This is a genomic window from bacterium, from assembly GCA_040754625.1.
In the GTDB taxonomy this organism is placed as follows: Bacteria; JACRDZ01; JAQUKH01; order JAQUKH01; family JAQUKH01; genus JAQUKH01.
The window spans coordinates 1-14,266 of sequence record JBFMCF010000122.1; the positions used below are offsets into that span (position 1 = coordinate 1).

The following is a 14,266-nucleotide window of genomic DNA, read 5'->3' on the forward strand; positions in this document are numbered from 1 at the left end:
TAAAAAAGTATCCCCATTTTTTTGAAAAATATAAAAAATTATGCTTTTACACTTCCTTTTTTTATTTATTCCTTATTTCACAACTACTTACTGTTTTCTATGTCTATTTTTTGGGGATAGTCCTTTTCTATAACAAATTCACCGCGAGCGAGGACAAATGGCTTCTCTCGCTTTTTTCAAGCGTGATATGCCCGAATAGTTCTTCACCCTTGAAACGTTCCGCGACGTATGTTAACCCGTTGCTGTTTGAGTCGAGGTAAGGGTTGTCGATTTGATAAGGGTCCCCCGTGAGGATTACTTTCGTGTTTTCTCCCGCCCGGCTTATGATGGTTTTTACCTCATGCGGGGTTAAGTTTTGCGCCTCATCAACAATAAAAAACTGGTTAGGAAGCGTCCTTCCGCGTATATAAGTTACGGCCTCGAGTTCCATCCTGCTGGATTTAGTGATGGACTCATAAGTTTCATCCGTGTTTTTATTCATATACATCAGATATTCCAGGTTGTCGAATATAGGCTGCATCCAATGCGAGAGTTTTGCTTCTTTATCTCCGGGAAGAAAACCTATATCTTTCCCAAGCGGGATAATCGGCCGGGATATTAAAATTTTGTTATATTTGTTTTCATTGAATGTTTTATGGAGCCCGGCGGCAATCGCAAGAAGCGTTTTTCCCGTGCCCGCGGTGCCGACGAGGGTCACAAGTTTGATTTCCTCGCAGAGCAAAAGCTCAACCGCGAATTGCTGCTGCATATTAAGGGGCCTTATTCCCCATACGTTTGTTTTTTGATGGAATAGAGGCACTATTTTATTAAACCTCTTTAAATATTTTCCGAGGGCAGTTTTATCCGGATTTTCATTACTTTTTAAAAGAACGAATTGATTATTGTTGAGGTCAGTGTCTTTTAAGGCAAGTTCTTTTTTTAAATAGAAACTGTCCACTTTTTCTTTGGGGACTAAAATTTCTTTCCAGCCGGAATACAATTCTTCAATATTGACCTTTTGTTTTTCAAAATCCCGCGCTTCTATTCCCAATGCATCCGCTTTGATTCTCGCATTTATGTCCTTGGTCACAAAAAATACTTTTTCGCCTTTTTTCTGCAGTTTCAGGGCTGTCATTAAAATCTTATTGTCGGAGGCCGCATGGTTCATTCCCGACGGCAGGTCGGATTCATAATTCAATTCTATTCTAAGTCTTCCTCCATTTTCTAAAGGCACGCCTTCGCTGAGTTTAGCTCCGCTTCGCAGGCTGTCCAAAAACCTTGTAACGATTCTCGCGTTCCTGCCGCGTTCATCCGAGGAACTTTTAAACCTATCCAGCTCCTCTATGACGGTAATTGGGAGCACAACGTCGTTGTCCGCGAAAGACGTCAATGCGTCGGGATTATGTATCAGGACATTGGTATCGATCACAAAGGTTTTTTTCAAATTAAATCCTCCTATGCCAAAAAATAAATATTTGGATGATTATATGCTATAATATCGGTTAAAAAAATTGATTATATAGAAAAAAAAAGGATATTTTATGCCCGAGTTAAAAATTCCAATATCAGAGCGGAAAGAAATTGAAAAAAATATTAACTGGTTTTCCAGGCTTTCACCCGAAAAGAAAATTAAGGCTGTTGAAAAACTGAATAAAGCGCAAAAGAAATTGCTTCATGCAACCAGAAAACTTCGTCGACCCGATAAAATTCATTAAAACTTTAAATAAAGAAAAGATAAAGAGGATATAAAATATATTGAAATTTTAATGGAAAAATATGGGAAAAATAGATATTTCTTACCAACGAAACCATTTACTGGAAGAAAAAATAAATGATAGAATATGTTAATATTAAAATATGGATGCGTAAAAAATAATTAAATAAATTTATGGAAAAGACTCTACGGGTAATCAACCAGATGCAGAGTGACGGGATATTAAAGAAATATGCCGTGGCGGGGGGAATTGCCGCGATTTTTTATGTTGAACCTTTTGCCACTTTTGATCTGGATATTTTCGTTGTTTTGCCTGAAGAGAATAACATATTGGTGTCGCTTTCGCCGATATATGAATGGCTAAAAGAAAAAGGATATAAACCGGGAAAAGAATATATTATCATTGAAGATATTCCCGTGCAATTTATTCCTGCTTATAATGAGCTTGTAAAAGAGGCGGTAATTAACGCGTTGGCACGAAATTACAAGAAAACTCCGGTATTTGTTTTACAAAAAGAATATTTACTGGCGATTATGCTTCAGACTAACAGGCCGAAGGATATAGCCAGAATGATAAAATTCTTTGACGAAACGGAGGTTTCCGATAACTTATTAAAAAAAATTCTTGTTAAACACAATCTGGAAAACGCGTTTGAGGAGTTTAAAAGGAAATATGATATATCCGAAAAACATTAAAAAAATATTTGAAAATAAAAACAAATTTCATAAACGTCAAGCTGATCTGCCCATTGAAGAAAAAATACGCCGGCTTGTGAAATTGCAAAAAATAGTTTTGGATATTAAAAAACCGGAAGAAAAAAACAACCGCAAATATCATCTTTGGACTATATGAAATATGTCTAAAAAATTATTTAATGAAATATTTTTTATTTTTTCTCTATTTTTTATTTTAAGTTTGCCGCTAAAGGTGTTATTCAGCGCTGAAAAACCGGTATTGGAAAGGATTAAGGAACGCGGTTCACTTATATGGGGGGCGGACGCGGAGGGCGGGGCGCCTTATATTTTCCCGGATCCTGGAAATCCCGAACAGTATATAGGTTTTGAAGTTGATCTCGCGGAGGCGATTGCCAATAAATTAGGCGTCAAGGCGAAACACGGGCAGAACGCGTGGGACGGGCTTGTCCCGGCGCTTGAGCGCGGCGATTTTGATATCGCGATGAACGGCATTGAAATCACGGACCAGCGCAAGGAAAAGATTTTATTTTCAAAACCTTATTATGTTTATGTTGAACAACTGGTGGTCCGGAAGGAAGAAGAAAAAATAAATGACGTTAATGACCTTAAAGGCAAAAAAGTCGGGACGCTTTCCGGCACTGTCGCGCAGGACATTCTTCAGAATTTGGGAGGAGTTGATGTCCGGATATATCCGGGCCAGGTTGAACCTTATGAAGACCTTGCCATCGGAAGGATTGACGCGGTGCTTCTGGACCTGCCGATCGCGGCGTTTTACGGGAAACCCAATCCAAAACTGAAATACGCGGGAAAGCCGATGGGAGAAGGTTTATACGGGATATGCATCCGGCAGGAGGATGAGGATTTAAAAATTAAGATCGATGAAATCCTCGCTGAGCTTCTTAAATCGGGTGAATTAAAAAAGATATATGAAAAATGGGATTTATGGAATGATGCCCAAGATAAGCTTTTTGAAAAAATACAGGTTGAAAGCGGTTACGCAGATTTAGAAAAAAGCCGGAAGGCCCCTGTTTACACATTTTTGCCGTCTTTATTCAAGGGCGCCGGAATAACAATTGTTGTTTCGGTTGTCTCAATGGCATTAGCCGTTACAATCGGGTTATTTCTTACTTTGATACGTTTATACGGCCGGCCTCCATTGACTTATTTATCAACCGCGTATATTGAAATTTACCGCGGGACTCCGCTTTTAATCCAGCTTTATATTATTTATTACGGCCTTCCGAATATCGGTATTTCATTAAGCCCGATACTTGCCGCTTTTATCGGTCTTGGAATGAATTACGCGGCTTATGAAGCTGAACTTTACAGGGCGGGGATTTCGGCAATCCCAAAAGGCCAGATGGAGGCCGCTCTGTCCCTGGGTATGTCCCGGAACCTCGCGATACGGAAAATAATTTTACCCCAGGCGTTAAAGATTGCGCTTCCGGGAATTACAAATGATTTCATAGCGCTTTTCAAAGATTCATCCCTTGTTTCGATTATCGCGATGGTTGAATTGACAAAGACTTTCAGTATCCACGCGGCATCGACACTGAGGTATTTTGAACTGGGACTGATAACGGCGCTTTTATATTTTGGAATGAGTTATCCTCTGTCGATTATGGCGAGAAGGCTGGAAGGCAGGTTAAAAAGAAAAAAGTAGGGTTTTATTTTGAACGGTTCAAGCTGTTTAAACGGTTTAAACCGTTTTTCCCATGGTCTAAAAAAGAGAGATTGAGATAAAACCAATTTGCGTAAGGAAATAAAATGATTACCGTAAAAAATCTGCATAAATCATACCACCACCATCATCTTTTTAAAGGCATAAGCCTCGATATAAAAAAAGGCGAGGTGGTTGCTTTTATAGGCCCTTCGGGAAGCGGGAAAAGCACATTTTTACGATGCGTAAACGGCCTTGAATATTTTCAAAAGGGTGAAGTGATTGTTGATGGAATTGAACTTCATTCGATTAACAGGATAAATCCGACAAAAGAAGATCTTGAAGCTATCCGCAAAATAAGATTGAAAGTCGGAATGGTCTTTCAACAGTTTAATCTGTTCCCTCATATGACTGTTCTTGAAAATATTATCGAGGCTCCGGTAAGGGTTTTGGGTGCTGACAAAAATACAGCCTCTGAAAACGCGTTAACTCTATTACGCCGTATAAATCTTGAAAATAAGGTAAATTGTCATCCTGAAGACCTCTCGGGAGGGGAGCAACAGCGGGTTGCTATTGTCCGAGCTCTCGCGATGAAACCTGAAGCGATGCTTTTTGATGAGCCGACTTCTTCCCTTGACCCGGAGATGGTAGGCGAGGTTCTTTCCGTTATTAAAGATCTGGTCGATGGGGGAATGACAACTTTGATCGTAACCCATTTGATGCATTTTGCCCGCGAAGTGGCTGACCGTGTGGTTGTTTTTGATAAAGGCGATATTATCGAAACAGGCCTGCCCGATGAGATCTTTACAAATCCTAAAACCGAGCGTACAAAATTATTCCTGAGCAGGATAATAAACAGGTAATGAAAAAGATTTATCTGATAACTATCTTTTTACTATTTAATTCGATTATTTCGGCTAATGATTTATCGGGAACAATAAGAGTTGTTATAACTGATTTCAGAAATGACAAAGGATCTCTGAAAATCGCATTGTTTAACTCTAAAGAAGGTTTTCCTGATAATGGTAAAAAGGCATTTATAAAAGAAAAAACAACAATAAGAGACAAGAAAGCAGAATTTATTTTTAATGATATACCCTATGGAATATATGCGGTTTCTATTTACCATGACGAAAATGGAAATGATAAATTAGACAGCAATTTTTTAGGTATTCCGAAAGAAGGCTATGGGGCTTCCAATAATCCGAATCCTTCCATGCGCCCCCCGAGATTTGATGAGGCAAAATTCAAATTAGATTCAGCCAGTTTGAATATAGAAATAAAAGCCCAGTATTAAATTATGAAAAAAATAAATATCAAAGTCATTCCCAACGCTCGCAAGAACAGTGTTTCGGAAGAAGACGGCATTTTTAAAGTACGAGTGACGGCGCCGGCGGTTGACGGCAAGGCGAACAAAGCGGTTATTGAAGTCCTAAGCGAATTTTACCAGGTCAAAAAACGGGACATTAAGATTATTCGCGGCGAAAAATCCCGCGAAAAACTTATTGAAATATCTCCAAATAAGAATTAATATTACTTTAAATGCCCCCAATAATCGAAATAAAAAACCTGAACAAGAGTTTTACCTCGTATAATTATTTTGGATTTAAAACAGAAATCACAACCGCGCTTTCAGGCATAAATCTTGATATTGAAGAAGGCAGATGTTACGGGTTGTTAGGCCCGAACGGCGCCGGCAAAACCACTCTTTTAAAAATAATATCCACATTAATCCTCCCGGATAATGGTACTGTGGCCGTAAAAGGCCATGAGTTAAACAAACATGATGAGAAGATCAAGTCCTTGATAGGCCTTGTGGCAAATGAGGAAAGAAGTTTTTACTGGAGGCTTACCGGGATCCAGAATTTGGAATTTTTCGCCGGTTTATATGGTTTAAATAAAAAGGAAAGCGGGGCCAGAATAAAAGATCTTTTTGATTTGTTTAAAATAGATTACGGTGAACGAAGGTTTGATTCTTATTCCGCGGGAATGAAAAGAAAAATGGCTTTTGTCAGGGCGCTTATCCATAATCCCCAAATCCTTCTTCTGGATGAACCAATGGAAAATCTGGATTACAATTCAGTGGAAGAGATGAAGAAGTATGTAAAAATTCTTATAAATAACGGCAAAACGATAATCCTCGCCACTCATCATTTGCATGAAGCCGGGGAACTCTGTGATTTGTTTATTGTAATTCATAAGGGTAGAATATGCGGGTCAGGGACAAAAAGCGAACTTGGAACCCGGGCGAATTGCAGCGGAAAAAATCTGGCGGATATTTACCTGGAGCTCACAAAAAATGTTTACCCCGTTAGAGAAAACCGCCAGCTTCAAGCTGATAATAGTTCAAAAGCGACTTCAACACAATTAGAAACTGAGCATAACAAGAGTGATTCAGTAAAAGAAAATTTTTCTGACAAGAGCAACGAGTATTTTCTTAAGGAATTAACGCAAACTGTTAAAGGACGAAGTTCTCTAACGGGGCTTAGAGAAGTATATTCCTTGATAAAAAAAGATTTTCTGCTGGAAACAAGTTATAAGCTGAATTTCCTGATGAATGTTTTTACCACGGGAATTACATTATTGACGTATTTTTTTATCGACAGGCTGTTCGGCCATAGAATTACGCCTTATATGGAGGAATTCGGCGTGAATTATTTTTCTTATGTGCTTTTAAGTATGGCGTTTTTTAATTTCATCGGGACAGGTATCGGTTCTTTTTCCTACCAAATAAGAAATGAACAGATGCAGGGAACCCTGGAATCCCTGTTGGTTACGCCCGCCAATATTTATGTGATAATCCTTGGGATGGGTTTATGGAATTTTATTTTCGCCGTGCTGGATGTTTTGATTTATTTTCTTTCAGGGCAGTTTTTATTCAGGATAGATTTTTCAAATATAAATATTTTCTCAAGTTTAGTGGTCCTTGTGCTTACGGTTATTTCTTTCTCGTGCCTTGGAATAATTTCGGCCAGTTTTATCATGGTTTTTAAAAGGGGTAATCCGGCCGGGTGGCTGCTGAACACACTGGAAGGTTTGGTCGGCGGGGTCTATTTCCCTGTTAACGTGATGCCGCAGTTCCTTCAAAACCTCGCAAACTTGTTCCCGGTAACCTATGCGATTAAAGCCATGGAACTCTCGGTTTACAAGGGTTACCCGTTATACCGGATACAAAAAGAATGCGCGATTCTTTTAATATTTTCTGTTTTTCTTGTCCCCCTTGCCAAATTTTCATTCAGGTATGCCCTGGATACCGCGCGGAAACAGGGAAGCCTTATTCAATATTAATTTCTATTATATTTTTCTGGCAAAAAACCGATATTTTGTTGTATGTGTGTCAATTTCTGGTATATAAACTAAACAGGAGTGGGTGTTACCATGAGGGAAAAAGTTGTCCTTTCCAATCAAGAAGGATTTGGTTTAATTGAACTTCTTGTCGCGATGACTGTCCTGATTACACTTGTTTTAGGCCTGGAAATTTTGTATATAAATACACTGCGGATGACACAAAAAAACAAGATAAAGAATCAGGCGCAGGTACTGGCGCGAAAAACAATGGAGGAATACAAGTCCCTGGATTTTACGAAACTAAAAGCTATTGACGGGGGCGTAATTGACGGCCGTACCGACAATATACCGGGTACCGGTTTTGAACAGCAGATCACTGTGGATTTTGTTGACCAGGACTGGGCTGATGAGGACGGTGACGGCGATCAAATAGAACTTGTTAAAACCGACAACGAAACAAACATTATGAGGCTGAGGGTGGTAATATCGGATAAAAAATCACCTAAAAGAATAGACGATATTATCCTTGAAAGCCTGGTTTCATCCGGCGGCCACACTAACCTGCCCCAGTTTAAAATTACTGCCAGTCCCGAAATTACAAATGAAGGCAATATAATTATTACAGTCCTTGCTTCAGAAGCTCTCGACCCGTCGGCTGCTTCCGGCAACCCGATAGACGTAAGCATACTTTTCCCCGACGGGACAAACAGCGGTAATATTTTTACTTCAGGGGCGTTTACGCCAACAGGGACACCAAATGAATGGAGAGGTTTTTTTACTGTCACAGACGACGGCAATCCTATACATAACCCGGGTGATACCGTGGAAGGCAACGCAACGATAACTGTTAAAGGCAGAAATATGCCGGGACAGGTCGTGGGATTATGGGGCATAGAGAAAAAAGGGGTCCTTATTGATACTTATGATCCTACCTATCGTAATCTGGTCCCTTCCCCGAGCAGTTCACTGGGCGACCGGAGGCCGTTAATTTCTGTTATATTTAAAGATGAGGGGAACCCGAGTTACAGCGGGCCAAATGTTCCAAAACCAAGCCTGCTTGACCCTGACTCCCTGATAATCACAATAAATGGAAACCCATTGTCAGGTGAGGAGCTTGCAAATATAAGTAAAATCACACAGGCGACAGACGGAAGCCTGAATGAATATGAATTAAAAATAAATTACACCCCGGGCACAGACTTATTGGATGGGTCTTATGTTGTTAACTTGACGATATCCGATATCGCCGGAAATGCCGCGACAGCTTCGACAGACTTTACTATTACAGGCCCAAGTTCTCCTGATAATGTAAAACCGGTAATATATGCAAGTGCTCCGGTTAACACGGTTACAGGGCAAATATCAACGGATCCCGCGGTGCCAGCTATTCTCACAGACTTACGCCCGACTATATCCGCTGTCCTGGAAGACCATCCTCATGTTTGCGACAGTTGCACTTGCGCTACTGAAGGCGCTTCAGGGATAGACCCTTCTTCCGTTGTGTTAAAATTGGACGGGGCCCCCGTCAGCCATACATATTCCGGCGGGCTTGTATATTTTACACCGCCTTCCGATTTGACAATGGATTATGTTTATGAAGTAATACTGGATGCTAAAGATAACGGGTTGGATTTTACCGACAATACGGGAACAGGGGGACCTGACGGGGATAAAGACGATACCGCGGACAATATTAATGAAACAACCTATGGCGTGGATATTAACGGCGACGGAACATTGAATGTTCTAAACGGTGTATGGGAACATCCAAATTACGCCGACCAGGCCAAATGGTATTTTAAGATAACGACCCATCCGGTAATAACGTCGGTTTACCCCGCAAACGGCCAGAACAATATCGCTTTAAATTCCGAAATAATAGTATATTTCAATAAAGAAATGGATGTTCAGTCAATAAAGGACGGGCTTTCTGTTATAGGAAGCTCGAGCGGGGATATTACTTCCGCGCTATTGTCCCAGAGTACAAACTGGTCATCCCTGAACAAAACCATAACATTTAATGATAACCAGGCAGATATTTTTCAAAATAATGAAACTTATACTTTTACCATTAATACCACAGCCAGGGATACCGACGGCCTTAACATGGAAATTGCGTATACCTGGATGCTTTCAACACCGGATACCCTGCCCCCTGTTTTCTGGCACAATGACCACACCCCGCCCCCGAACGGGCAGATCAGGAATACGGCAGTTACAATCCGCGCGCGCGTAAAGGATAATGTTAATCTGCCTCAAAACAAGGTTTTTCTTTATTATCAAAATAAAATAGATGACGGGTTTGGCGGGTGGACATGGAGCAGATGGTATAACGCGCAGATGACATTTTTAAGCTGGAACGAAACAAATAAAGACGCCGAATTCAGCGCGATTATTGACCCAAGTTATGTAACTATTCCCAGTATTCTGCCGGAAGGCATGATACAATACTATTTTAAGGCTGAAGATGCGGCGTCAAACATTTCTTATTTCGATATGGTAAGTGTGGATGGAAATTATACATCCTCGCCGACAAACCCTTATAGTTTTACAATCGGCCCGCCTCCTTTTATATTTTTTGACGACTATGACGGAGGGATTATGGGTAATTATACAGGGACGTGGACGCATTATAAAAACGGTTTTCTCGGGGTCGATGACTGGCAGGTCGGTCCGCCCCAGGCAAAAGGCGGCACATACCGCGGCAACCCGGATCCCGGCAGCGCCCATTCAGGGGCTAATTGTTATGGAAATGATTTAACAGGTGACGGCGATTATGAGCCCAACTCCGAAAATTATTTAGTGTCCCCTGTTATTGACTGCACGGGGCATACCAATATTTATTTGACATACTACCGCTGGTTAAACGTTGATAAACGTGGAAGGGATAAGGCGTATGTGGACATAAATAATGGCGGCGGCTGGTTCAGGCTGTTTGAAAACAGCACGGACACCGCGACCGTTGACAACAGCTGGATCAAAGAAACAATCGATATTTCCACCTGGGCGAATAATAAACCCAATGTGCAAATAAGGTTTGAACTTAAAAGCAACGGCAGCAACAATTACAGCGGCTGGAATATTGATGATATAACAATCAAGGAAGGATTATAAAAAAAGAAATGCTCAATTATGCAAACAAACACCGTCAAAAAGGAATTTCTCTAATGGAATTAATGGTGGCTATAGGTATATTTTCAATTGTTATGGCCATGGCCACGGGAATATTCCAGTATTTTTTCAAGACAAAAAGGAAAATAGATGTAAAACATACCCTCCAGAGCCAGATAAAATTAGGGCTGGACATGATGTGTAAAGATTTAAGGGAAATGACAATGCTTATTGACAATGAATTCAAGCCATTGACGAGAAACATGCCAAGCGGCGCAAATAATGATGTCGATATTACAAACACGGGAACAGTGGATGACGATAATGACGGTGACAGTTATTGCAATGAGGACCCCATCGGGGACATGGATAATCCCAACACGCCGGAAATCGATGAAAGCGGCGACGGCAATCCCGACGACGATGCTGACGGGACTATTGACGAAGATGATATAGACCTTGATTCCAACGATTCAATAATATTCAATGACTATGATGTATCCGGTCGGGCCGCCGCCGAAGGGTTGGCCCCGGGAGTCCTCTATACATCAAATGTTATCGATGACGATAATGACGGCCAGACGAACGAAGATACGGTTATCGATGCCACAGATAACGATATGGATGGATTTGACGGCGAAGATCCCGACCATGGCATCGGCATTGGTTATAAAGTAAGATACCGTATTTTAAACGGGAATTTAATAAGAGAAAATATAACTCTCGGTACCAGCAAGACTTTAGTTGAAAATGTTGTGGGACTTAGCATCATATGCCGGGACGACACGGAAAAAACTGTTAATATTAATGCCAGCATTGGAAATGTCCGGAGCATAGAAGTAATAATTGCCGTATCCAGGGATAATGCGCTTGAATATCTGAGTTCTAAAGTCTATCCCCGGATATTACAGCCTGGAGGTGGATAAATATGAAAAAAACAAATAAAGAAAAAGGCATCGCTTTAATTATAGTGCTGAGCATAGCCGGAATCCTTACAATATTTGGAATAGTTTTATTAAAAACAAGCAATATTCAATACCAGCAGACTGAACAATCCAAAGGAAAAGAAAGGGCGTTGTTTTACGCGGAAGCGGGAGTAGAAGAAGCCCGGTGGTTTATCCTGGAACGCGGGACAAATTGGCTGAACAGCAAGGCCCCCAGTGTTGACGGCCAATTTCACCTGGGCTTTGACCATGCCATAGACAGCACGCAGGGAAATGTCCGTGTTGAAGTGGAAAATATCAATGACATCGCGGGCCAGGACCTTTACACAATAACCTCCGTCGGCACATATTTTATTTCCGACAATAATAATGACGGGGATTATGATGATGCAGGCGACAAAAAGATCCAGAGAAAGATTGTGGCGACTGCCGCGGCTGTCCAGCAGTCATCCATGAGCGACATATTCCTTTTCGTCGGCAATTCCAACCAGAATGTAGGTAGTTCTTACAATGTTTTTGGGCCGATGCATGTAAACGGTGATATAAATTTTGTGGACAAGGGAGCCCTTTTTCATAATAAATTAACGGTTACAGGAAAATTCAGAAATTCAAGCGGGAGTGTAATTACAGCCGGTGCCGCCGGGCAGGTAGTATCCCAGGGCTGGGGTGTTTTTGACGATATAAACCCCGCGGACGGGACAGTGGATATGCCGCCGCTTGACAGCCAGGCGAGGATAAATCCGGTATCAAATGATTTTAATCAATCCCGTTATAAAGCCATCTCCGGCGGAATTCATTCCAGCGGCGATTTAATAGTTGATTTCTTTGAAGAAGATTCTCCCGGCCTTGGAGGTTATGTTATACTCAATAACGACCCGGCCCAAAAATATTACCTTAATGAACTCAGCCAGAAAACAATTTATTCCGATACCAATGTTTATGTCCAGGGGACCCTGCAGGGACAGGTGACAGTCGCGGCCACAAGCAATGTTTATATACAGGGGAATATTCTTTATTCCGCGTATGCCCCTCCATTAAATGAACCCCATATTATGGGGCTGATGGCCAGAAATAATGTTGTTATTCCTCAGGACATTAACTCAACTCTCGATTTTGCCAACGAACAGGGGCAGGGTACCCCGGCGTCCCCCCAGTCTGACGGGATAACAGGCGATTTAATAATTTCCGCCGCGCTTTTCGCGGGGAACCAGGTGTATTTTAAACTGGATTTTTCTACGCCCAAGAAAGGGACCTTGATAATAAACGGGTCGATGGCAAGCAATTTATATGTATATTTTAAAATGACAAGCGGGCCGAACTACTGGGGATTTAAACAAAGGTTTTATAATTACGATAATAATTTCAGGCTTTTTGCGCCGCCAAACTATATTTCGTATTCCCCGCCTTGTATCTGGAATTGGCACGAAGAAGGAGTATAATATGAAAAATCAGAACCCCGAAATATGGTATTACGCTGCCGCTGCAGTAATAATAATTATAATTATCAGTTTGTTTGATATTCAAAGTAAAAAAGAGTTAACGGAAAAAAGTTATGACAGTACCATTGAGAAAATAATAATTGAAAGCAAATCAGGGACGGAAATTAATACCGGTATAAAACCTGAAGGCAGGATTGTTCCGCCCGCGTCACAATACGAAATAAGCCTGCTCAGGCAAAAATTAAACCTGCCCGAAGAGGAAGCGAAAGATACCAGGCAGGCGCATGAAGAAGTGCTGAAAAAAGACCCGCAGGCTAAATTTATTTTCTAAAAAAGCTTAAAAACTGGAATAGTAATTGATAATATCTGGTATAATAGAATTGTTTACGCATTAAAAGGGGTAAAATTTATGGTACGGATGGCGGATATCCTGAAAAAACAGGCCGATAAAAAAGAAGTATACGATAATTTGCTTAAGAAAACGGATGAAAAGACTGAAATCCAGACTCCTGTTATGGAAAACGGGAAAATTTACAGCAGGGGTGAGCTTGAAAAAATATATTATATTGTTGCCGACTTTGTTGAATATATTTATGATAAAATAAAAGAGAAAAAAAGCATTAATGGAAAAGACGAGGAGTATATTTTTTTATATATTGAGACATTTGTTGACCAATTGCTGCAGGGGAATGACGAACTCCTGGGGCTTTTTAATTTGCCGTCAAAAGAAGTTTTTATATATAACCATGTTGTAAATGTGTGTATTTTGTCTATCGATGTAGGCATTGGTTTGGGATATGATAAATCCAGGCTGACAAGGCTTGGGATACTTGCTTTATTTCACGATATCGGGATAACACAATTTTATAATTTAATTACCCAGCCGCGCAAGCTGACGGATGATGAATATTGCGAGGTAAAAAATGGCAGTATCACTGTCCGGGAATATTTATCTAATTTAAAAGACGGCAGGGAAATAATCAATTGGGTTAATTCGGTTATAGACCAGAACCTCGCAATTTTAGAAAATATGAATAGAAAGCCCGATGAAAGTACTTACATAATAACGATAGTTGAAATTTACGAGGCAATGACTCATATGCGGCCGTACCGGGAAAAAATACATCCGTTTGAAGCGCTCAGGGAACTTATAGAGAGAAAGGAATCCTATGAGGAAAAAATACTCAAGGTCTTAATTGAAAGAATCGGAGGGCCGTATCCCGTTGACACCAATGTTAAAATGAATTCGGGGGAAGACGGGAGGGTGATAAAAAGGAATTTGGGTTTTTTGCTGAGGCCTGTTGTTGAAATCACCCATGATGTAAACGGGAAAAAGCTGAATAAATCCAAAATAATCGATTTGATTAAACAACCCACGCAATTTATTAAAAGGCATTTGAAAGAAGAAGAAATACACAAAGAAAGCTGAAACGCG

General features: G+C 40.6%; 14 protein-coding genes. 13 read left to right on the forward strand and 1 reads right to left on the reverse strand.

Features of this window, described 5'->3' with window-relative positions:
* Positions 1 to 127: 127 nt before the first annotated feature.
* Positions 128 to 1,423 carry a PhoH family protein gene (locus AB1498_11550; GenBank protein ID MEW6088925.1) on the reverse strand — a complete coding sequence of 432 codons (1,296 nt, stop codon included), beginning with the start codon at positions 1,421 to 1,423 and terminating at the stop codon, positions 128 to 130.
* Between the two features lie 97 nt (positions 1,424 to 1,520).
* On the opposite strand from AB1498_11550, the gene AB1498_11555 reads away from it, so the two are divergent.
* The 13 genes from AB1498_11555 (at position 1,521) to AB1498_11615 (ending at position 14,260) form a co-directional block, all read left to right on the forward strand.
* Positions 1,521 to 1,694, forward strand: a complete 174-nt coding sequence (locus tag AB1498_11555) for a hypothetical protein (protein MEW6088926.1) — start codon at positions 1,521 to 1,523, stop codon at positions 1,692 to 1,694.
* A gap of 173 nt (positions 1,695 to 1,867) precedes the next feature.
* Entirely contained in the window at positions 1,868 to 2,389 is a 522-nt protein-coding gene (locus AB1498_11560) for a hypothetical protein (protein ID MEW6088927.1), read from the forward strand.
* The gene (locus tag AB1498_11565; protein MEW6088928.1) at positions 2,367 to 2,546 is read left to right on the forward strand and encodes a hypothetical protein; all 180 of its coding nucleotides are present in this window, start codon (positions 2,367 to 2,369) and stop codon (positions 2,544 to 2,546) included. The genes AB1498_11560 and AB1498_11565 overlap by 23 nt, the downstream gene beginning before the upstream one ends.
* 3 nt (positions 2,547 to 2,549) lie before the next feature.
* Positions 2,550 to 4,052: an ABC transporter substrate-binding protein/permease gene (locus tag AB1498_11570; GenBank protein ID MEW6088929.1), complete on the forward strand. Its 1,503-nt coding sequence runs from the start codon at positions 2,550 to 2,552 to the stop codon at positions 4,050 to 4,052.
* 104 nt (positions 4,053 to 4,156) lie between these two features.
* Positions 4,157 to 4,912, forward strand: a complete 756-nt coding sequence (locus tag AB1498_11575; GenBank protein ID MEW6088930.1) for an amino acid ABC transporter ATP-binding protein — start codon at positions 4,157 to 4,159, stop codon at positions 4,910 to 4,912.
* Positions 4,912 to 5,346, forward strand: coding sequence for a DUF2141 domain-containing protein (locus AB1498_11580; protein MEW6088931.1), 435 nt, complete (start codon positions 4,912 to 4,914; stop codon positions 5,344 to 5,346). The genes AB1498_11575 and AB1498_11580 overlap by 1 nt, the downstream gene beginning before the upstream one ends.
* A 3-nt stretch (positions 5,347 to 5,349) precedes the next feature.
* The gene (locus tag AB1498_11585) at positions 5,350 to 5,580 is read left to right on the forward strand and encodes a DUF167 domain-containing protein (protein ID MEW6088932.1); all 231 of its coding nucleotides are present in this window, start codon (positions 5,350 to 5,352) and stop codon (positions 5,578 to 5,580) included.
* Between the two features lie 11 nt (positions 5,581 to 5,591).
* On the forward strand, positions 5,592 to 7,337 hold the full coding sequence (locus AB1498_11590) for an ABC transporter ATP-binding protein/permease (protein MEW6088933.1): 1,746 nt from the start codon (positions 5,592 to 5,594) through the stop codon (positions 7,335 to 7,337).
* A 90-nt stretch (positions 7,338 to 7,427) separates the two neighbouring features.
* Positions 7,428 to 10,451 (forward strand): Ig-like domain-containing protein, encoded by a 3,024-nt coding sequence (locus tag AB1498_11595; GenBank protein MEW6088934.1) that lies wholly within the window; start codon positions 7,428 to 7,430, stop codon positions 10,449 to 10,451.
* Positions 10,452 to 10,459: 8 nt separating this feature from the next.
* Complete coding sequence (locus tag AB1498_11600; GenBank protein ID MEW6088935.1) at positions 10,460 to 11,374, forward strand: prepilin-type N-terminal cleavage/methylation domain-containing protein; 915 nt, start codon at positions 10,460 to 10,462, stop codon at positions 11,372 to 11,374.
* 2 nt (positions 11,375 to 11,376) lie between these two features.
* Positions 11,377 to 12,831, forward strand: coding sequence for a hypothetical protein (locus tag AB1498_11605; protein ID MEW6088936.1), 1,455 nt, complete (start codon positions 11,377 to 11,379; stop codon positions 12,829 to 12,831).
* Between the two features lies 1 nt (position 12,832).
* Positions 12,833 to 13,162 carry a hypothetical protein gene (locus AB1498_11610; GenBank protein ID MEW6088937.1) on the forward strand — a complete coding sequence of 110 codons (330 nt, stop codon included), beginning with the start codon at positions 12,833 to 12,835 and terminating at the stop codon, positions 13,160 to 13,162.
* A gap of 78 nt (positions 13,163 to 13,240) precedes the next feature.
* Positions 13,241 to 14,260 carry a hypothetical protein gene (locus AB1498_11615; protein MEW6088938.1) on the forward strand — a complete coding sequence of 340 codons (1,020 nt, stop codon included), beginning with the start codon at positions 13,241 to 13,243 and terminating at the stop codon, positions 14,258 to 14,260.
* Positions 14,261 to 14,266: the final 6 nt, after the last annotated feature.